This is a genomic window from Aeromonas sp. QDB20, from assembly GCF_027707805.1.
GTDB lineage: Bacteria > Pseudomonadota > Gammaproteobacteria > Enterobacterales > Aeromonadaceae > Aeromonas > Aeromonas dhakensis.
In genome coordinates this window covers 93084-113331 of the sequence record NZ_JAPCJC010000009.1, presented here as the reverse complement: position 1 = coordinate 113331, position 20248 = coordinate 93084, and the positions used below count along the sequence as shown (strand labels likewise).

General features: G+C 62.1%; 20 protein-coding genes (1 of these 20 running past the window's edge). 11 read left to right on the top strand and 9 right to left on the bottom strand.

Translation table 11 applies throughout. The features are described from left to right. Nucleotides 1–396, top strand: the 3' portion of a protein-coding gene (locus tag PG897_RS13135; protein ID WP_442866312.1) for an SIR2 family protein. 2310 nt of this gene lie to the left of the window's left edge; the window shows 396 of its 2706 coding nt (coding positions 2311–2706); the start codon falls outside the window, past its left edge; it ends in the stop codon at nt 394–396. A gap of 375 nt (nt 397–771) precedes the next feature. On the opposite strand, the gene PG897_RS13130 is transcribed toward PG897_RS13135, so the two are convergent. Continuing rightward, nucleotides 772–1305 carry a metal-dependent hydrolase gene (locus PG897_RS13130; RefSeq protein WP_201883842.1) on the bottom strand — a complete coding sequence of 178 codons (534 nt, stop codon included), beginning with the start codon at nt 1303–1305 and terminating at the stop codon, nt 772–774. 277 nt (nt 1306–1582) lie between these two features. On the opposite strand from PG897_RS13130, the gene PG897_RS13125 reads away from it, so the two are divergent. The 4 genes from PG897_RS13125 (at nt 1583) to PG897_RS13110 (ending at nt 4260) form a co-directional block, all read left to right on the top strand. After that, complete coding sequence (locus tag PG897_RS13125; RefSeq protein WP_005302911.1) at nt 1583–1879, top strand: helix-turn-helix domain-containing protein; 297 nt, start codon at nt 1583–1585, stop codon at nt 1877–1879. Further along, nucleotides 1863–3179 carry a HipA domain-containing protein gene (locus PG897_RS13120; RefSeq protein ID WP_201883844.1) on the top strand — a complete coding sequence of 439 codons (1317 nt, stop codon included), beginning with the start codon at nt 1863–1865 and terminating at the stop codon, nt 3177–3179. The genes PG897_RS13125 and PG897_RS13120 overlap by 17 nt, the downstream gene beginning before the upstream one ends. Before the next feature lie 98 nt (nt 3180–3277). Beyond that, nucleotides 3278–3520: a DUF3297 family protein gene (locus PG897_RS13115; protein ID WP_005302916.1), complete on the top strand. Its 243-nt coding sequence runs from the start codon at nt 3278–3280 to the stop codon at nt 3518–3520. Between the two features lie 197 nt (nt 3521–3717). Continuing rightward, nucleotides 3718–4260, top strand: a complete 543-nt coding sequence (locus PG897_RS13110) for a beta/gamma crystallin-related protein (RefSeq protein WP_270829090.1) — start codon at nt 3718–3720, stop codon at nt 4258–4260. 69 nt (nt 4261–4329) lie between these two features. Here the strand turns inward: PG897_RS13110 and PG897_RS13105 are convergent, their stop codons facing one another. Next, on the bottom strand, nt 4330–4773 hold the full coding sequence (locus tag PG897_RS13105; RefSeq protein WP_201883848.1) for an inhibitor of vertebrate lysozyme family protein: 444 nt from the start codon (nt 4771–4773) through the stop codon (nt 4330–4332). 183 nt (nt 4774–4956) lie between these two features. Next, nucleotides 4957–6168, bottom strand: a complete 1212-nt coding sequence (locus tag PG897_RS13100) for a NupC/NupG family nucleoside CNT transporter (protein WP_201883850.1) — start codon at nt 6166–6168, stop codon at nt 4957–4959. Nucleotides 6169–6651: 483 nt separating this feature from the next. Here PG897_RS13100 and PG897_RS13095 point away from each other — a divergent pair, with 483 nt between their 5' ends. From PG897_RS13095 to PG897_RS13070, 6 genes are all read left to right on the top strand, one after another. Continuing rightward, complete coding sequence (locus PG897_RS13095) at nt 6652–7806, top strand: YdcF family protein (protein ID WP_201883852.1); 1155 nt, start codon at nt 6652–6654, stop codon at nt 7804–7806. A 373-nt stretch (nt 7807–8179) separates the two neighbouring features. Next, nucleotides 8180–9154 (top strand): taurine ABC transporter substrate-binding protein, encoded by a 975-nt coding sequence (tauA, locus tag PG897_RS13090; RefSeq protein WP_201883854.1) that lies wholly within the window; start codon nt 8180–8182, stop codon nt 9152–9154. 23 nt (nt 9155–9177) lie between these two features. Further along, a complete protein-coding gene (gene tauB / locus PG897_RS13085; RefSeq protein ID WP_201883856.1) occupies nt 9178–9945 on the top strand; it encodes a taurine ABC transporter ATP-binding subunit in 768 nt (255 codons plus the stop codon). Further along, complete coding sequence (gene tauC / locus PG897_RS13080) at nt 9942–10772, top strand: taurine ABC transporter permease TauC (protein WP_201883857.1); 831 nt, start codon at nt 9942–9944, stop codon at nt 10770–10772. Before tauB ends, tauC begins: the two co-directional genes overlap by 4 nt. Continuing rightward, complete coding sequence (gene tauD, locus PG897_RS13075) at nt 10769–11623, top strand: taurine dioxygenase (RefSeq protein WP_139725906.1); 855 nt, start codon at nt 10769–10771, stop codon at nt 11621–11623. Before tauC ends, tauD begins: the two co-directional genes overlap by 4 nt. 233 nt (nt 11624–11856) lie before the next feature. Further along, nucleotides 11857–13536 (top strand): alpha/beta hydrolase, encoded by a 1680-nt coding sequence (locus tag PG897_RS13070; protein ID WP_201883859.1) that lies wholly within the window; start codon nt 11857–11859, stop codon nt 13534–13536. A gap of 90 nt (nt 13537–13626) precedes the next feature. Here PG897_RS13070 and PG897_RS13065 read toward each other — a convergent pair whose 3' ends face one another. The 6 genes from PG897_RS13065 to cyoA all read right to left on the bottom strand — a co-directional run bounded on the left by PG897_RS13065 (nt 13627) and on the right by cyoA (nt 20055). Further along, nucleotides 13627–14988 (bottom strand): MFS transporter, encoded by a 1362-nt coding sequence (locus tag PG897_RS13065; RefSeq protein WP_201883861.1) that lies wholly within the window; start codon nt 14986–14988, stop codon nt 13627–13629. A gap of 167 nt (nt 14989–15155) precedes the next feature. Continuing rightward, on the bottom strand, nt 15156–16052 hold the full coding sequence (cyoE, locus tag PG897_RS13060) for a heme o synthase (protein WP_201883864.1): 897 nt from the start codon (nt 16050–16052) through the stop codon (nt 15156–15158). Nucleotides 16053–16063: 11 nt separating this feature from the next. Beyond that, a complete protein-coding gene (locus PG897_RS13055) occupies nt 16064–16393 on the bottom strand; it encodes a cytochrome o ubiquinol oxidase subunit IV (protein WP_005302933.1) in 330 nt (109 codons plus the stop codon). Then, a complete protein-coding gene (locus PG897_RS13050; protein ID WP_005302934.1) occupies nt 16393–17004 on the bottom strand; it encodes a cytochrome o ubiquinol oxidase subunit III in 612 nt (203 codons plus the stop codon). Before PG897_RS13050 ends, PG897_RS13055 begins: the two co-directional genes overlap by 1 nt. A gap of 4 nt (nt 17005–17008) precedes the next feature. Then, complete coding sequence (gene cyoB / locus PG897_RS13045; RefSeq protein WP_005302935.1) at nt 17009–18985, bottom strand: cytochrome o ubiquinol oxidase subunit I; 1977 nt, start codon at nt 18983–18985, stop codon at nt 17009–17011. Beyond that, a complete protein-coding gene (gene cyoA / locus PG897_RS13040) occupies nt 18985–20055 on the bottom strand; it encodes a cytochrome o ubiquinol oxidase subunit II (RefSeq protein ID WP_080689745.1) in 1071 nt (356 codons plus the stop codon). The genes cyoB and cyoA overlap by 1 nt, the downstream gene beginning before the upstream one ends. Nucleotides 20056–20248 lie beyond the last annotated feature (193 nt).

Sequence of the window (20248 nt, the reverse complement as noted above, 5' to 3'; positions counted from 1 at the left end):
AAGTTCCTCCAGTTCACCGGGCAGAGCTCGGAGTTGAAGCCGGTACAGGACGCGCTGGTCAAGGCACTGGCCACCGATGCGCAATTGCCCGACAACAAGAGCCGCTTGCTGGCGCAAGCCTTCACCACGCCGCTGCATTTCTTAGTGAAGTTCCTCCAGTTCACCGGGCAGAGCTCGGAGTTGAAGCCGGTACAGGACGCGCTGGTCAAGGCACTGGCCACCGATGCGCAATTGCCCGACGACAAGAACCGGTTGATACAGGTCGCACGGGACACCAAATACGCAAACCTCCGTGGCTTCGTAAATGGTTCGCGCGCAATTCCGAAATTATCGGCGGTGGCAGACAAGATCGAGAGCGACGCCGTTTGCGCCAAGATACTCGAAGGCAAGTCGTAGAAGATCGCCGAGGTGTTGGTGGAGTCGCGCATGAGCGTGACCCTGAACTCTGAGATCGCAGATTTACAATGACTACCCACGCCTTCACCGAAGAACAATATGTTGAGTAGCCCGTCATCAGGTAGTTCACCCCAACGCCGCTCTCCAAGAGCGAATGGAGACCTGGCTCGGCGCTCTTCGATCATGTGTACGAGAGCTACTCGGAGCGAAACACAGGGGTCTATGCCAAATTGGGACACCCACCGTTCTGAGTAAAAATGAGGCCCCCATCTTTCTGAGCAGGACATTGCATGACAAGACCACAACAAATGGGTGTCCAAGTATTGGTTTTTTACTCAGTCACCATATATCCAACACCCAATTCCAATCCCACGCCTACCGCCCCCTTCCCCACCCCCGCCACCCCATCAACACCAGCATAACTATAATTCCCGGCAGCCAGACCCAGTAGAGTCCTGAGAGAATCACCGCCTCACCTCGGGCGGTGATATAGGCTTCCAGCTTGAAGGGGGCAACCCGGATCACCTGCCAGGGGGCGAAGAAGCGCTCGTCACGCCACGGCCAGAGCCAGCCAACCCCCTTGCCGCCGGTAGTAAGCGAATCGAGCAGGCTGTGGGAGAGCAGAGAGACCAGCAGAAACGACCAGACGGTGACGGCGCTGGCCCGAAATTGGCGGTGAAACAGCATGGCAAGGGTGGGCAGGGCAAAGGCAAACAGCAGTGAGTGGGTAAAGCCGCGGTGGCCAAAGACATGGCCGTAGGCGACCCCCAGTTTGAAGGCGAGCACATCGGCATCGGGCAGCATGGCGATGGCAACCCCCACCATCAGCAAGCGGGGCGGAATAATCCGGCTGCCAAGCCCGAGCCCTAGGCAGAGGGGGACGGCGGCGTGAGTGACTATGGTGGGCATAGAATAAAGCTCCAACTGAAGACGTAAGCCTACCCTACCCCCGCTCGGTGAAGTGAAGGTGAAGTGCAATGCGGCTCTGCACACAACATCCTCCCGGCCCCTCTATCATCTCCCAGACCCTCCCTAACCACCTTTTCTGTTCTAAAAGGTGAACACTTCTACACTTTTTTATCGAAAACAACGCTGAGACTATAAAAAGTGCACCATCGTACACTTTTTGTTGCTGTTTGCTCTTACCATGAGCTAAGGTGTAACAACCTACACTTTTTCCGTGATCATGATGACAGATACACCGTTGCCAACCGGCACGAAAGAACTGGATCCCGCCTCGCTGGGACTGGCGATACGGGAGAGACGCAAAGCAGCCAAGATGACCCAAGAGGTGACGGCCTCACTGTGCGGCATCTCCAAGAAAACCCTGATCAAGATTGAAAAAGGGGGGGATGTCTACCTCTCGACCCTGCTGCAGGTGATGAAGGCGCTGGGACTGAGGTTGCAACTGGTGCAAGAAGCGGGATCACAGGTAATGAGCAGCTACAGCCAACCAGAGGTCGGTGATGATGAATGGTTCTGAGCACCATCGGCTGGAACTTCGGCTGGGTAATCAGCTGATCGGCCATCTCGAATATGACTCCAACCGGGATTCGTTTCAGCTCGGCTATCTGCCAGAGTGGCAAGCGCGCGGATTCCCACTCTCACCGCCACTGGCGTTGGATGGCTCGGCCAGCAGCGCTCAGATCCGGGCGTATCTCGGTAACTTACTGCCAGAAAATCGCGGGCTGGATCATCTGATTGAGGTACTCTCCGTTTCGCGCAGCAATCTCTTTGCCCTGATCCACGGTATCGGCCGTGATGTATCCGGGGCTGTCACCTTCACCCTACCCGCAGAGCCCGACATTCCCACCCGGTTTCGCCCCATCACACCAGAGGAGTTGATGCTGCGCCTCGATCAACCCGAGATTTGGCCACTGGAAGTCTGGGATGGCCGCCCCCGACTCTCGGTTGCGGGTGTGCAGGCCAAACTCAACCTGCTGCGACTCGAGGGGAGGCTAGGATTTGGCGAAGGTGAACTCTGTTCAACCCACCTCCTCAAGTTCGAGCATCACCCTCATCTGGTGATCAATGAATTTGTAACCATGCAGCTGGCCGCACAGCTTAGCATGCCGGTGGCGCGGGTCGAACTGCATACTGTGGGTCAGGGTGAGAAGTCCCACAGAAGCTTGCTGGTGGAACGGTTCGACCGTCGTCTTGATGAGGATGGCATGAGGGTCCGCCGTCGCCACATGATCGATGCCTGTCAGGGGCTGGGGTTCCCCGTCGCCCGAAAATATGAACGCAACTTCGGTGATAGTCGGGACGTGGCCCATATTCGGGAAGGGGTGAGCCTACCACGGCTGTTCAGCCTTAGCGCTCTCTGCGTCAATCCAGCGCAGGCCAGACTGGACATGCTGCAATGGCTGCTCTTCAACCTCTGCGTCAACAATCACGATGCCCACGGCAAGAACTACAGCTTCTTCGTATCAAAAGCAGGGCTGACGCCCACCCCTTGGTACGATCTGGTCAATGTGGGGCTTTACCCCGAGTTCAACCAGCATCTGGCCATGGCCATAGGCGACGAATTTGCTCCCGAGGCGATCAACGCATGGCAGTTGCTGGAAATGGCCGAGGCATGTGACCTGCCCGAACGCCTACTGCAACAGACCTTGCAGAAGATAGCCAGCGACATCCTCCACCATTTGGATGCCGCTATAGCCATGGTCGAGACAGACCATCCCGCCGAGCTGGATTATCTGGCACGCTATAAAGATGACGTTGAGCGCCGTTGCCACCATTTTCAGGAGCAGGCGGGGCTGTTGCCCGAACTGCAGCTATAGCCAAACCTTGTCCACCCCCATGGGACGTAACCCAACCTTGAGCCCATGACGGGCATTGCCTACAATGACCCACTTTTTATCACACTCAGGTAAATAAAATGAGCGACAACAAACCGGCCCTGCCCGACCGCCTGGCGGCCAACCCGCGCAGCCCGCACCATGTGGCGGAGTGCTTTCAGCACGAGATCGGCATTCGCGTGAACGGCAAGGAGCGCACCAATGTCGAGGAGTACTGCATCAGCGAAGGTTGGGTGAAGATCCCCTCCCCCAAGGCCAAGGATCGCTACGGCAACCCCATGCTGATCACCGTCAAGGGCACCGTCGAGGCCTTCTACGCCTAAGCCGCTCTGACCGCGCGCCCCGCCGGGCCCGCCGCCATGCTGTTCAGAACACCGGCCTTGCGCCGGTGTTCTGCTTTGGGCCCTGCATCTTTGCATCGATGGCGGGCAAGGCGTGTCGCAGCGGGCGCCGCCCCCTCTTGCATCTGGGCTGCGTCTCGGCAATCCTTGCCGCCCCTTGAACTGGCAAGATCTCATCCATGAACAAGCTGTTTGTCCTGCTGGCGCTGTTGACCCTGAGCACAGCGGCCCACGCCGATATCCTTATCAATCCCCAGATCCTGGTGAACGGCCAAAGCAATGGCGGCGGGCGTATCCACATCTGTACCCTGACCCCCTTCAACAGCGTCTATGCCGATGCGGGGCGCAGCGAGTGGCTGGCGCGCCAGAAGGTGAGCCGCCGCTGTCAGCAGGGCCAAGGCAACAACAGCCTGTTTTGCGAGGCGGCCAAGGCAAGCTGCATCACCACCACACTCGATGAGAGCGACGATGCCAGCACCCTGCTGGTGTTTGACGGTGCCCACCAGAGCGGCGAGCCCCTGCGCATCGACCGGGATATTGCGGATCTCGGCCGCTACGGCTTTGCCAACCGCATCTCCTCCTTCACCGTGCCGGCTGGCTGGGTGGTGCGCTTCTTCGAGGAGACCGATTTTCGCGGTGGCTACTACACCCGCAAGGATGGCGAGCAGGAGGCGACCGACTTCAACAATCGCATCCGCTCGGTACGGATCCTGAGCCGCTAGCGCCCTGCCCCATCACCGCTTCGCCATAAAAAAACCTCTGCCTGGGCAGAGGTTTTTGCGTTTCGATGCTTACTGCCAGTTGGGGTCGGCCTCAACCTGTTTCATCAGGGCGGCCTGCATCTCCTTGTCCGGCTGGCCGAGCCAGGTGTAGCGGGCAAACTTGGACGGGGTTTCGCGAGCGGCGTCGCTATCCGGCAGATCGATCAGCACGCCCCACACCCGCTTGGCCTTGGCATCCACCAGCAGTTGCATGTAGTGGCTGGCGCAGTCGTGAGGTTTACAGACCGAGCCGCTCTGATAGGGGGTGCCGGCCACGGCTTCGAGCGGGGAGCTGGTACCGTTGCCGCTGCGCACCCACTTGGGCAGGTTCTTGATGCCCTGGGTCGCCTTGGCCCAGGGGGCCTTGAAGTCCGCCGACAGCAGCAGATCCGAGGTATAGGTAGCGGCGGCAAACGCCGGCGCGGCGCCGGCCAGCAGCAGGGAGAGCGCCAATGCGCGAGAGAAACGGGTCATGGTGTGATTCCTTGTTATATGAATGCCTGAACGGGCGCGGGCTGGCCGCGCGCCATCACGCTACCGCCTGCGCCCGCCCCTGTCGAGCCCACTCTGTGCCGAGGCGTCAGTGGCTGGCGCCAGATGGACGACACCCCGCCGCGCCAGTGGCGAGACGGGGTGTGCATGGGGGGCAAGGGTCGCTTAGCCGAGGGAGGCGAACAGCCCCGCCAGGGTGGCGCTCATCAGGTTGGCCAGGGTCGCCGCCAGCACCGCCTTGAAGCCGAGGCTCGCCACGTCGTGGCGGCGCTCCGGCGCCATGGTGCCGATGGAGCCAAGCTGCACCGCAATGGAGCCCAGGTTGGCAAAACCGCACAGCGCGAAGGTGATGATGATCTGGGTGTGGGCACTGAGATCCTGCTTGATGTTGGCAAAGTCCAGGTAGGCAACGAACTCGTTCATGATCACCTTCTGGCCGATGAGTGACCCTGCCGCCATCATCTCGCCGGCCGGCACGCCGATAAGCCAGGCCACCGGGGCAAACAGATAGCCCAGCAGCTGCTGCAGGGAGAGATCGGCCCAACCGAACCACTCACCCACCGTGGTGAGACCAGCGTTGATCATGGTGATCACGCTGACAAAGGCCAGCAGTATGGTGCCGATGGCCACCGCGATCTTCATGCCGCTCATGGCGCCACCCGCCAGGGCGTCGATGGCATTGCTGTAGTCGCTCTTGTCGAGGGTGATCTCGGCCTGATCGTTCACCTGCTGCTGCTCAGGCACCAGCAGCTTGGCCATCAAGAGGCCCCCCGGCGCCGCCATGAAGGAGGCCGCAATCAGGTATTTCAGATCCACCCCCAGCCCTGCGTAGCCACCGAGCACAGAGCCCGCCACCGAGGCCATGCCGCAGGTCATCACGGCAAACAGCTCGGAGCGGGTCATGCCGGCCAGGAAGGGGCGGATCAGCAGCGGGGATTCCCCTTGAGAGAGGAAGATGTTGCCGGTGGCCACCAGGGATTCGGCGCGGCTGGTGCCGAGCAGGCGGTGGATGCCGCCCCCCAGCACCCGGATCACCCACTGCATGATGCCGAAGTGATAGAGCACGGCGATCAGCGCGCTGATGAAGATCACCAGCGGCAGCACCCGCACGGCGAAGATGAAGCCGTTGCTGGCCAGATCGCCAAACACGAAGCGGATGCCGCTGTCGGCAAAGCCGAGCAGGGCGGAGACGCCGTTGCTCATGGCACCGAGCATGATTTGTCCGGGGGGAAAGTAGAGCACCAGGGCGGCAAAGCCGGTTTGCAGGGCGAGGGCCCCCAGCACGGTCCGCCAGCGGATGGCACGGCGGTTTTCACTGGCCAGCCAGGCGATAAACATCAGGGCCAGCATACCGACCAGACTCAATAACAGCGTCATCTTGCACCTATGAAGAGAGAAGTTTCATACGGCAAGTCTGCAGACAGGCATCGCAGGGAGCGGGCGGGAGAGGTGCCGACCCCGCGACACGCAGACCACAAACCTACAGGTTAGTGGCGGGTCCCATCCTGGGGTCATTCACGTTCCGGGTGACAGCGAGTATCGGGTGACGCCAACCAGAACGCAGGGAGCCGCGCGCCAGGTGGCAGGTCGGGCGGCGATGGTACAGTGATCGCCGTCACAGAAAAAGCGGTAAAACGATTGGCACCGTCAACTTTTTCACGGCCAAGGTCCCTTTCGCCGAAAACGCGGCAGGATTGCGCCACAACTGAGCCACTTCACAGGAAAACCACACCTCGTTCCCCCCGAATAGGGCAAACACGGCCCCCTTCCCCGGATAACCGAAGCGGTTCACGTTTTTTTCATGCCGCAACGCGGTACACTGACCAATCACCAAGTTTATGTTTTTATTGAAAAAGCCCCATGGTCCTGGAATGGCCTGGAGCCATCAACCTTCGGTGGAACGCCATCATGATGAAAAGAACCGCGATTGCCCTGACGCTGGCCGGCCTGCTGACACTGCCTGCCGTGCTCCCTTCCGAAGCCTGGGCTACCCCGGTACGCTCCCTGCAAAAGGAGCAGAATTACGACCAGTACATCAGCAAGCGCCAGGTGGTGGATCAGCTGCTGGCGGACGCCTGGCAGATCTTCAAATCCCCCGCCCGCATCTCCACCGCCGGCTTCACCGCCAAGATGCCGAGCAACATGGAGCAGGTGACCGAGCTGCTGCTAGAGGCCTACCAGCTCGAGCCCTATCGCACCGACCTGCTCATCTCGGCGGCCAACGCCCAGATCTACAACGGCAACGTGGACAAGGCCATCGGCCTGTTCGAGCAAGCCCTCAGCACCGCGCCCGATGACATCGACCTGCTGAGCCACCTCGCCACCTGGCAGACCTTCAAGCACAACGAGACCGCCGCCAAGGGGTATCAGAGCAAGCTGGCGACCCTCAATCCCGGCCGGGCCGCCGATTTGCAGCGCATCTTCGACACGGTCGAGCGCGTCATCGCCACCCCGCTCAAGGAGCAGGGTGAGCGCTCACCCAAGCCGGGCAACCGGGCCATCGTCACCCTGGGCTATGCCCTCAATCCCGACGGCTCCATGCACGACATCCTGCTGGGCCGGCTGGAAACCACCCGGGCGCTGGCCAAGGCCAACCCGGCGGCCCTCATCATCCTGACCGGCGGCGTGCCCCAGAACCGTCAGACCGAGGGCAAGCTGATGGCCGACTGGCTGGTGAAAAAGGGGATAGATCGCTCCCGCATCATCGAGGAGAACTACGCCACCAGCACGGTGGAGAACGCCCTCTACAGCGGCTATGCCCTCGCCCGCCATCAGATCGAGTACGCCACTCTGGTGAGCTCCGCCAGCCATGTGCGCCGGGGCCAGACATTGCTTGAGATCGCCTGCTGGCAGAGCGGGCCGGCCGGGATCCGGATAGACAGCGTCAGCTACCCCGACAAGCCACTCTCCGAACTTGCCAAGGTGAGCGACAGCGAGCTGCTCGGCATCTACCGCGATGCCCTGCGCACCTACGGGCTCTGGAGCTACCGCTCCGCCCCCCTGCTGGAGCGCTGATTCCGGGCGGGCCTTACTCGCCCGGCCCGTTGCTTGTGCGCGTCTTGCCTCAGCGGTATCCCCTGCACCATACCAACCCGCCCAACCGGCGGGTTTTATTTTATCCGCCCAGCCAGCCGGTTCGATATTCAATAAATGGGCAAGCATTGCCATATCTGAATATGGCTTGCCGATATTTTCAGCATTTTTTTAGCACTCATTGCCAGCCACCAAATATCGACTTGCCATATTGAGATATATGAATAAACGGATTTAATTGCCGTTCTTTTTCTAAGAACCATATTTCATCAGCCATATATTTTCGGTCTTTCCTCAGCGCCCCGATAAATGGGAAAACTGCCGCTTCATTCCCCCCCCCCGATGGAGCAATATCATGACAGGAAAAGGACATTCCCTCTGGCTGGCGGCGCTCGCCCTGCTCAGCCTGCAAGCCAGGGCCGTGGACGTCACTGTGGCCTACCAGACCTCGGCCGAACCGGCCAAGGTGGCCCAGGCCGACGACACCTTTGCCCGCACCAGCGGCGCCACGGTGAAGTGGCTCAAGTTTGACAGCGGCGCCAGCGTGGTGCGGGCGCTCGCCTCCGGCGACGTGCAGATCGGCAACATCGGCTCCAGCCCGCTGGCGGTGGCCGTCAACCAGCAGGTGCCCATCGAGGTGTTCCTGCTCGCCTCCCAGCTCGGCAACTCGGAAGCGCTGGTGGTCAAGCCCGGGCTCAACTCCCCCGCAGCCCTGGCCGGCAAGCGCATCGCCGTCCCCTTTACCTCCACCACCCACTACAGCCTGCTGGCCGCGCTGCGGCACTGGGGAGTGGATCCGGCCAGCCTGCAGATCGTCAACTTGCAGCCACCGGCCATCATCGCCGCCTGGCAGCGGGGTGACATCGATGGCGCCTATGTCTGGGCGCCGGCCCTCAACGAGCTGACCAAGGGCGGCAAGGTACTGACCGACTCGGCCCAGGTGGGCGAGTGGGGCGCCCCCACCCTGGATGTCTGGGTGGTACGCAAGGCGTTCGCCAAGGCCCATCCCGAACTGGTGCAGGCCTTCGTCGACAGCACCCTGGCGGCCCAGCGCGACTACCTGGCCAACCCCGACGGCTGGCTCGCCAAGCCGGACAACCTCGCCAAGCTGTCAACCTTGAGCGGCGTACCCGAGGCGGACGTGCCCGCGCTGGTCAGGGGCAACAGCTACCTGAGCGCCAGCCAGCAGGGCGCCGAGCTTAAGGAGCTGGTGAACCAGACCCTGGTGGACACCAGCCGTTTTCTCAAGGAGCAGGGCAAGGTACGAAGCGCTGGTCACGATTATCGCGACTACGTGACCGACCGCTTCGTCAAGGCTCACGCCCGCTGACCCCGCAACACAAGGAGGCATGCATGCTGCAGCTCACTCACCTTTGTGCCGATTACGCCGGACGCAGAGTCCTCGACAACATCAACCTGACCCTGGATGCGGGCGAGCTGATGGTGGTGCTCGGCCCCTCCGGCTGCGGCAAGACCACCTTGCTCAACCTCATCGCCGGTTTTCAGCCCGCCCAGCAAGGCACCATCAGCCTGCAGGGGCGGCCGGTGCGCGGCCCCGGCGCCGAGCGGGGGGTGGTCTTCCAGAACGAGGGGCTGCTGCCCTGGCGCAACGTGCTGGACAACGTCGCCTTCGGCCTGCAGCTGGCCGGCGTGCCGTGCCGCGAACGCGAGGCCAGCGCGCTGGCCATGCTGCGCAAGGTGGGGCTGGAAGAAGCCCACGCCAAGCCGGTCTGGCAGCTCTCCGGCGGCCAACGCCAGCGGGTCGGCATCGCCCGGGCGCTGGCCACCCAGCCGCAACTGCTACTGCTCGACGAACCCTTCGGCGCCCTCGACGCCTTTACCCGCGAGCAGATGCAGACCCTGCTGCTGCGCCTGTGGCACGAGCAGCGCCGGCAGGTACTGCTCATCACCCACGATATCGAGGAGGCGGTGTTCATGGCCACCGAGCTGGTGCTGCTCTCCCCGGCGCCTGGGAGAGTCATGGAGCGGCTCACCCTGGATTTTGGCCGCCGCTTCGCCGCCGGCGAGCCCTGCCGTAGCATCAAGTCGGATCCCGCCTTCATCGCCCGGCGCGAGTATGTGCTGGAGCGGGTCTTTGCCGAGCGGGAGGTGTTTGTATGAGCCTAACCCTCTCCCGCCCGCTCGACCCTGCCCGCCGGATACGCCTGCGCTGGCCGCTGCCACGCCGGCTTGGGATAAGTCTGCTGACTCTGGGTGCCCTGCTGGCGCTCTGGTGGCTGGTGGCCAGGCTCGAGCTGATAAGCCCGCTGTTCCTGCCGCCACCCGCCCAGGTGCTGCAACAGCTGCTCACCCTCGCCGGGCCGCAGGGCTTCATGGACGCCACCCTCTGGCAACACCTCGCGGCCAGTTTGCAGCGCATCCTCATCGCCCTCGCGGCAGCCACCCTGTGCGGCGTGACGGTGGGTCTGGCCATGGGGCTCAGCCCCACCCTGCGCGGCATGCTCGACCCGCTGATCGAGCTCTACCGACCGGTGCCCCCCCTTGCCTACCTGCCGCTGATGGTGATCTGGTTCGGCATCGGCGAGACATCGAAGGTACTGCTCATCTATCTGGCCATCTTCGCGCCGGTCGCCATGGCCACCCTGGCCGGGGTGCAGGGCGCCAGGCAGGTGCGGCTGCGGGCCGCCCGGGCGCTCGGCGCCAACCGCTGGCAGGTGCTCTGGTATGTCATCGTGCCCGGCGCCCTGCCGGACATGCTCATCGGGCTGCGTATCGGGCTCGGGGTCGGCTGGTCCACCCTGGTGGCGGCCGAGCTCATCGCCGCCACCCGCGGTGTGGGCTTCATGGTGCAAGCCGCCGGCGAGTTTCTCGCCACCGACGTGGTGCTGGCGGGCATTCTAGTGATCGCCCTGATCGCCTTCACTCTGGAACTTGGTTTACGTGCGCTGCAGCGTCGCCTGACGCCGTGGCATGGAGAAGGACTATGAGCAATTCCCTGTATATCACCCCCCTCGGCCCCCACATCGGCGCCGAGATCAGCGGCATCAGCCTGGCCGGGCCGCTCGATGAGGGCCAGTTCGCGCAGTTGCAGCAGGCCCTGCTTACCCATCAGGTGCTGTTCTTTCGGGATCAGCCCATCAACCCCCGCCAGCAGCGGGCGCTGGCCAACCGCTTCGGCGATCTGCACATTCACCCTGTCTATCCCCACGCGCCGGAGGCCGAGGAGATCATCGTGCTCGACACCCACGACGACAACCCACCGGACAACGACAACTGGCACACCGACGTCACCTTCATCGAGACGCCGCCGGCGCTGGCCATTCTGGCCGCCAAGCAGCTGCCGCCGGTGGGGGGCGATACCCTGTGGGCCAGCGGCATCGCCGCCTTCGAGGGGCTCTCCCCCCGCCTGCAGCAGTTGCTGGCAGGGCTGGAGGCCGAGCACGACTTCACCAAGTCGTTCCCGGCCCATCGTCACAACGCCAGCCCGGCCGAATACCAGCGCTGGCAGGAGGCGGCGGCCCGCAACCCGCCGCTGCGCCACCCTGTGGTTCGCACCCACCCCTTGAGCGGCCGGCAGGCACTGTTCGTCAATGAGGGCTTCACCACCCGCCTGCCCGAGTTGCCGGCACAAGAGAGCGAAGCGCTGCTCGCCTTCCTGTTTCGCCATGTCACCAAGCCCGAGTATCAGGTGCGCTGGCGCTGGCGGGAGCACGACATCGCCATCTGGGACAACCGGGTCACCCAGCATTACGCCAACGCAGACTATCTGCCGGCCCGGCGAGTGATGCACAGGGCCACCGTGCTGGGGGACAAGCCGTTCTGGCGCGCGCCCGCGTAACGCCGGAGCCGCCCCCTGCGCCGACCGGTTGCGCCGCCGTTATTGATCCCGCATAAAATAACGGTGCGCGTTGCCGGTCATTATTTTCAAATAGATCAATGAGACCACCAAATATCACCAGAAATATGTAAATCGACACACCTTGCAATATTTCCATACAACTTCCGGCTGCCATCCGGTCGGCCCGTCCCCGTACTATTTCGGGGTTCAGGCTAGATAAATGGAAATAGACAATGAAATACACGCTGATGATGACCCTGCTGGCACCGGCATTGCTGGCAGGCTGCAATCTGGAAAAGAAAGAGGAGCCCTTCCAGGCTCGCCATATTCGCGCCGGCTATGACGCCGGCCAGGTCTGCCAACAGCTGCGCCAGGGCTGGCAGGAGGACGGCATCGCCATTCCCGCCAGTCAGGTCAGTTGCCACTATCTGACGGTACCGCTCGATTACGACAAGGAGTGGGTCCAGATCAAGGAGAGCAAGTGGGAGAAAAGCCCCACCTCGCGCACCGGCAGTGGCTTTTTTTCCGGCGACAGCGGCCGTTTCTCCTCCTGGTCGAACCAGCCCAGCCGCCCCCATGTCAAACAGGAGACCCGCACGGTCAAGGGCGACACCCTGGATATCTTCTATCTGCACTATCGCGCCAGCGGCGACTATCGCGGCACCCTGTTCTACAACCCGGGCGGCCCCACTTCGGCCACCCCGGATCTCGGCCTTCTGCTCGACCTGCTGCGCAGCGCCAATCCCGCCATCCTTGAGCACTACGACATCGTCACCCTGGATCCCCGCGGGGCCGGTTACAGCGCCCTCGGCCACGAACTGCGCAGCTGCCTGCTGACCGACAAGCAAGGCGTGCGGCCAGACATGACCCCGGCGCAGCTCGCCCAGCTCTTTGCCAGCCGGGACAAGGGCGCCCTGCCGGCACTCGAGAGCGGGGCGGATCAGGGCAAGGCCTTTAGCACCACCCTGCGCGAGCGCTGCGACGAGCCGTTGCGGCTGCATGCGCCGCACCTGGGCTCGCGGGCCGTGGTCGAGGACATGGAGCGCCTGCGCCAGCACCTGGGGCGCGAGCGGATCACCCCCATCACCTTCTCCTACGGCACTCGTCTGGCCGCCCTCTATGCCGCCCGCTACTCGAGCCACGTGGCCAATCTGGTGGTCGACTCGCCGATGTCCCCTGCCGAGAGCCGCTACCCGGCCATCTTCCGCCGCGATGCCGAGAATGCCAACCGCATCCTGGCCTGGCGCTTCGGGGATCAGGCGCTGCAGCACAGCATGGCGGTGACCCGCCAGGTGCGCGACAACGGCCGCTATGTGGACAATCAGGGCAATGTGCTCGACCGTGCCAGCTGGGTGGCGGTGCTGGGCGATGCCATCAGCGGCAGCCAGCGCGACGATCAGCTCGCTTTCTGGCAGCAGGACGACGCCGGCCCCCTGCTGGCCCGCCTCGCCGGGCAGGACGATGACAACCCCTATCAGGAACTGCAGGAGATGCCCTTCTTCAGCGCCATCCACTGCACCGACAACAGCGAGCCTTATGGCTGGCAGGGGCTGGCTCCGGAAGATGCCGCCTTCCAGGGGGCCGGTGCCCTGCTGCTGGCCAAAAGCTTCAACACCTGCGCCGACTGGCCTTATCCGCGCCAGCCCATCGCCAGCTATGGCGCCGGCGAGATAAAGCTGCCGGATGATGCCAGGGCCCTGGTGCTCGGCGCCGAGTACGACCCCAATACCCCCTTCGCCGGTGCCCGCCAGATGCAGGCCGCCTTTGGCAGCGCCGCGCGCCTGGTGCAGGTGACGCAGAGCAATCAGCACGGCCAACTGAACAGCTCCCGCTGCGCCCGGGCGGCTCTCAGCACCCTGCTGCTGGGGGATGCCGCGAGCCTGCCTGCCGAGCAGCGCTGCCAGGCCGACTGAGCGTACAGCACAGCTGGGCACAATCCAGCTGAATGGAGCCCAATAAAAAGCCCGCCGGATTGGCGGGCTTTTTCATGCTGGTCGGTGTCCTCAGGCGGCGACCAGCGACTCCAGATCGCGCCGGCTCAGGCGCTTGCTGTCCACCTTCACATAGACGGAGCGCTCGGCAGCGGCCAGCAGCACGTCGCTCACCCCCTCGCAGGCGCGGATCTTCTGCTCGAGCGCCGCGTCGGCCGCCACCCCTTCCGGCAGCACGATGCGCAGGCTGCTCACGTAGGGGGGCTCGGCCATGGTGAGGCTGACCCCGAGCCAGACGAGGGCCAGCGCGGCGCAGCCGCCAAACACCAGGACACCGCCGCCCAGGCTGTAGAGCAGGCCGCCGAGGCTGCCGCCGATGGCCACCCCGATAAACTGGCTGGTGGAGTAGATCCCCATGGCGGTGCCCTTGTAGCCGGGGGGCGACTCCTTACTGATAAGAGAGGGCAGCAGCGCCTCCATCACGTTGAAACCGATGAAGAAGATCTGCAGGCCGGCCAGCAGGCCCCACAGCTGCAGGCCGCTTTGCCAGAGCACCAGCTCGGCGATGAGCATCACCAGCACGCAGATCTGGAACACCCGCTTCATTTTTCTGCGCTTCTCGGCATAGATGATGAACGGCACCACGCTGACGAAGGCGATCAGCATGGTGACCAGATAAGCCTGCCACTGGCTGTCACGAGGCAGGCCGGCACGCTCCAGCAGCGGCGGCAACGCCACGAAGCTCGACATCAGCAGGGTGTGCACGCAGAGGATGCCGAAGTTGAGCTTGAGCAAGCGCGGGTTGGTCAGCACGGTGCGCATCCCCCCCTTCACCATGCCGGACTCGCGATTGAGCAGGTGGCCGCTCGGGGTCGGCACCAGCCAGAGGGTGACGGCAATGCCCGCCAGCGCCAGCAGGGCGATCAGCCAGAAGAGACCACTGAGCCCCAGCGCATGGGTGATGAGGGGGCCGGTCACCATGGCGATGGCGAAGGTGATGCCAAAGCTCACCCCGATGAAGGCCATCGCCTTGGTGCGGTTCTGTTCGCGGGTGAGATCCGACAGGAGCGCCATCACGGCAGCCGAGATGGCGCCGCTGCCCTGGAGGGCGCGGCCGAGGATCACGCCCCAGATGGAGTGGGTGAGCGCCGCGATCACGCTGCCGAGGGCAAACATCAGCAGACCGCCGACGATGAGGGGCTTGCGACCCACCTTGTCGGAGAGCAGGCCGAACGGGATCTGGAACAGCGCCTGGGTCATGCCGTAGATGCCGATGGCCAGGCCAATCAGCGCCTCGGAGGCGCCAGCCAGCGACATGCCGTAGGTGGTCAGCACCGGCAGCACCATAAACATGCCGAGCATGCGCAACGAGAAGACGGAGCCGAGCGCCCAGGTGGCACGGCGCTCGCCCCTCGTCATGGTGAAATCATTCATGATGGCCTCGATAGGTCAGGAAAAAGGAAGACTCAAGGAGTGGCCGACACTGGGCTTGCCACACCCGACACAAGGGAAAAGTGCCCGACGGGGCGGCCCCATAATAACAGAGCCGGGAAGGTTCCCGGCTCTGGATTTCATGCATTTTAGGGGGGCAAGTCACACTATCAGGGCAGCATGCTCACCAGCACCGCAGGCTCTGCCTCCGGCTGGAAGTCCACCGACATCATCACGCTCAGGCAGGTAATGGTGACGATGGAGAACATGAACAGCTTGCGCGCCCAGAGGGAGTCATCCACCGCCGCCTTGTAGCCAGACAGCGCCATCCCCAGCCACCAGACGCTGACCGCGGTGGCCACCACCAGATACTTGTAACCGGCATAACCGCCGAGGAACAGCATCAGGGTCGGCACCATAAAGGCCAGGATGTAGAGGGTGATGTGCAGCTTGGCCACCGGGATCCCCTTCACCACCGGCAGTACCGGGATGTTGGCCGCCTGGTAATCCTTGAAGCGGAAGATGGCGATCGCATAGGAGTGCGGCATCTGCCACAGGCTGAAGATCGCCAGCAGGATCAGCGCCCCCGAGTCGAACTGACCGCTCACCGCGCAGTAGCCGATGACCGGCGGCGCGGCGCCGGAGAGGCTGCCGACCAGAGTGCCGTAGACCGAGTGACGCTTCATGTAGAGGCTGTAGACCCCCACATAGACAATGAAGCCCAGCACCGCCAGCAGGGCGGCCAACGGATTGCCCGCAAAGTAGAGCAGTGCAATGCCCGCAATGCCGAGGGCGCTCGCGTACCAGAGCGATACGCCGGGGGCGATCAGACCCTTCACCAGAGCACGGTTCTTGGTGCGCTCCATGATGCAGTCGATGTCCCGGTCGATGTAGTTGTTGAACACGCAACCGGAGGCGACCACCAGTGATACACCAGCCATGGTCAGAATGAAGAGGGGCACATCCAGGCTCCCCTTGGAGGCCAGCAGGAACCCTCCGATAACCGAGATGAGGTTACCGAAGATGATGCCCGGCTTGGTCACTTGCAGGTATTGCTTCATCATCATTGCCAACCTGCTCAGTGAACCATCATGTTGATGTTGAGGTTGTACATGATCCACAGGGAACCCACGACCACGATGGCGATGATGAGCACGGTAAAGATCAGTGCCACCAGGTTCCAGCGCTCCTCGGACGAGGTGTTCATGTGCAGGAAGTAGACCAGGTGCACGAAGATCTGCACCACCGCCATGCCGACCACGGTGGCCAGCACGGTGGTGTGGGAGGCAGAACCGTCCATCACCATCCAGAACGGCACTGCGGTCAGGATCAGGGACAGCACGAAGCCGATCAGGTAGCTCTTGGCGCTGCCGTGGCTGGCGCCGTGATTGTCAACGGAATGACTCATTACATGACCCCCATCAGATAGACCACGGTGAAGACGCAGATCCACACCACGTCGAGGAAGTGCCAGAACAGGCTCAGGCACATCAGACGGGTACGGTTGCGATCGGTCAGCCCCTTCTTGGCTACCAGCACCATCATCACGATGATCCAGACAAGACCGCTGGTCACGTGGATACCGTGGGTACCCACCAGGGTGAAGAAGGCAGAGAGGAAACCGCTGCGATCCGGACCGTAGCCCTCGGCAATCAGGTGATGGAACTCGTAGATCTCCATCGCGATAAAGCCGGCACCGAACAGGAAGGTGATGAACAGCCAGGTATTGACCGCCGCCACCTTGTTCTTGTTCATGGCCAGCATGCCAAAGCCGAAGGTGATGGAGCTCAGCAGCAGCAGCATGGTTTCGGCAAACACGAACGGCAGTTCGAAGATGTCCTTGCCACTCGGGCCGCCGGCGGTGCCGTTGACCAGGACCGCATAGGTCGCGAACAGGGTCGCGAACAGGATGCAGTCACTCATCAGGTAGATCCAGAAGCCGAATACCTTGTTGGCGCCGGCATCATGGTGCCCATCCTCATGGGCACCGTGAGTGTGATGTAGAACGTCAGTCGCCATGGAATTAAGCCACCTTGTTGAGATTTTCAAAATGCTGACGCTCGATCCGCTCGATCTCGTCAACCTGCACGTAGTAGTCCACGTCGTCGTTGAAGCTGTGGATGATCCAGGTGGCGATCATGCCGACGAAGCCGGCGATGGCCATCCACCAGATGTGCCAGATCATGGCAAAGCCGAACAGGGTGCTGAAGGCGGCGATGATGACGCCAGCACCGGAGTTTTTCGGCATGTGGATCGGGTCATAGTGCTTGGGCTGCTGATAGGCAGAACCGTCCTGCTTGGCTTCCCAGAACGCATCCAGCCCTTTGATCTTCGGCTCGATGGCGAAGTTGTAGAAGGGGGGCGGCGAGGAAGTGGACCACTCCAGGGTACGGCCACCCCAGGGATCGCCGGTCAGGTCGCGGTTCTTCTCGCGGTCGCGGATGCTGACCACGATCTGGATCACCTGGCACAGTACGCCCAGCGCAATCAGACCGGCGCCGCAGGCAGCCACCACCAGCCAGCCGTGGAACTCGGGATCGATGTTCTGGCTGACACGACGGGTCATGCCCATGAAGCCCAGCACGTAGAGCGGCATGAAGGCCACGAAGAACCCGGTGATCCAGCACCAGAAGGCACGCTTGCCCCAGACGTCATCCAGCTTGAAGCCGAACGCTTTCGGGAACCAGTAGGTGATACCGGCGAAGCAGCCGAACACCACGCCGCCGATGATGACGTTGTGGAAGTGGGCGATCAGGAACAGGCTGTTGTGCAGCACGAAGTTGGCGGCCGGCACGGAGAGCAGTACCCCGGTCATGCCACCCACGGTAAAGGTGATGATGAAGCCGACGGTCCACAGCATGGGCGAGGTGAACTCGATGCGACCGCGGTACATGGTGAACAGCCAGTTGAAGATCTTCACCCCGGTCGGGATGGAGATGATCATGGTGGTGATGCCGAAGAAGGCATTAACGTTGGCGCCGGACCCCATGGTGAAGAAGTGGTGCAGCCAGACGATGAAGGAGAGCACGGTAATGGCGATGGTCGCCCACACCAGCGAGGTGTAACCGAACAGCTTCTTCTTGCAGAAGGTCGCCACCACTTCGGAGAAGATCCCGAACACCGGCAGTACCAGGATATACACCTCGGGGTGACCCCAGGCCCAGATCAGGTTGATGTACATCATCATGTTGCCACCCATGTCATTGGTAAAGAAATGGGTACCCAGGTAGCGGTCTGCGGTCAGCAGGGCGATGGTGACGGTCAGGATCGGGAAGGAGGCGATGATCAGCACGTTGGCGCACAGGGCGGTCCAGGTGAACACCGGCAGGCGCATCATGGTCATGCCAGGGGCGCGCATCTTGATGATGGTGGCGAAGAAGTTCACGCCGGTCAGCAAGGTCCCCAGACCCGAGATCTGCAGACTCCAGATCCAGTAGTCGACCCCGACCCCCGGACTGAACTCCAGCCCCGACAAGGGCGGATAGGCCAGCCAGCCGGTCTGGGCGAATTCACCGACCCCGAGGGAGACGTTGATCAGCACCACGGCCGCGGCGGTGAACCAGAAGCTCAGGTTGTTCAGGAAGGGGAAGGCGACGTCACGGGCACCGATCTGCAGCGGCACCACTATATTCATCAGACCGATCACCAGCGGCATGGCCACGAAGAAGATCATGATGACGCCGTGGGCGGTGAAGATCTGGTCGTAGTGGTGAGGTGGCAGTATGCCCTCGCCCCCGGCCGAGGCCATGACTTGCTGGGTACGCATCATCACAGCGTCGGCGAAGCCGCGCAGCAGCATGACCATGCCGAGGATGAGATACATGATACCGAGGCGTTTGTGGTCGACCGAGGTCAGCCACTCTTTCCACAGATATTGCCACTTGCCGAAATAGGTGATGAGACCGGCGATACCCAGCCCACCCAGAATGATGCCGGCGATCGTGACCATGATGATGGGTTCATGGTACGGAATGGCATCGAGTGTTAATTTTCCAAACATCAGTTAGTACCCGCTTTCACAGTCTTGTCGGCCGGCATGTGACCGGCGTGGTCCATCTGCTCGCCCTGGGCCTCATGGTGCATGGCGTCGCCGTGCTCCATGCCTTCATGGCTCATGGAGGCGTCATGCTCCATGCCTTCGTGGCTCATGGAGGCATCATGCGGCATCGCGGCCTGCGCTTCGCCGTGTTGCATGGCGGCGTGCTCGCCGTGCTTCATGTCGCCCATGAACTTGTTGATGATGTTGACGAACAGCTTGGGATCGGCGCTGGCGAAGTACTCCACCGGGTGGTTTTCGCTCTTCTTGGCCAGGGTATTGAACTCATCCATGGTGTTGAGCGCCTTGGAAGAGGCTTTCACCTTGGCGACCCAGGCGTCGAAACCGGCTTGATCCTGAGTGGCGATGGCGTTGAACTTCATGCCGGAGAAACCGGCGCCGCTGTAGCCACCCGAGATACCCTTGTACTGGCCTGCCTCGTTGGCGATCAGGTGCAGCTTGGTCTGCATGCCCGCCATGGCGTAGATCTGGCCGCCCAGCTGGGGAATGAAGAAGGAGTTCATCACGGTGTCGGAGGTCACCCGGAAATTGACCGGGGTGTTGACCGGGAATGCCAGCTCGTTGACCGAGGCGATACCCAGCTCCGGATAGACAAACAACCATTTCCAGTCAAGGGAGATGACATCGACCTGGATCGGTTTCACCTCGGATTCCAACGGTTTGTAGGGATCCAGAGAGTGGGAGGTCTTCCAGGTAATCACCGCCAGGATGGCGATAATGATGACGGGTACGGTCCAGACGACCGCTTCAATCTTGTTGGAGTGGGCCCAGTCAGGCGCATAGGTGGCATTGGTGTTGGACGCTCGGTATTTGTAAGCGAACGCCACTGCCATCACGATCACGGGCACCACCACGATCAGCATCAAGCCGAGTGCGGTCAATATCAGTGACTTCTGCTCCAGACCAACTTGCCCCTTGGGGCTCATCAGCGCCATGTCGCAGCCGCTCAGCAAGCCGGCAGTCGCGAGCAACAGCAAAGCGCCCAAGCCCCTCTTTACATCAAAAGGTCTCATGCAATGTCCTCATCTTCGCAAGGCTAAAGTGGTAAGAAAAACGCAGCATTCTATTTCACCGGGGGGGGATGTGAACAACATGAAAAATTAATCTTTCACTTGTGTGCTGTTTGCGATTTCTGTGTGTCGCATGTTAATGGCTTGACGCCGCTGAATTTATCCATATCGGGCCCTTCTCAATTAATCAGCGGCT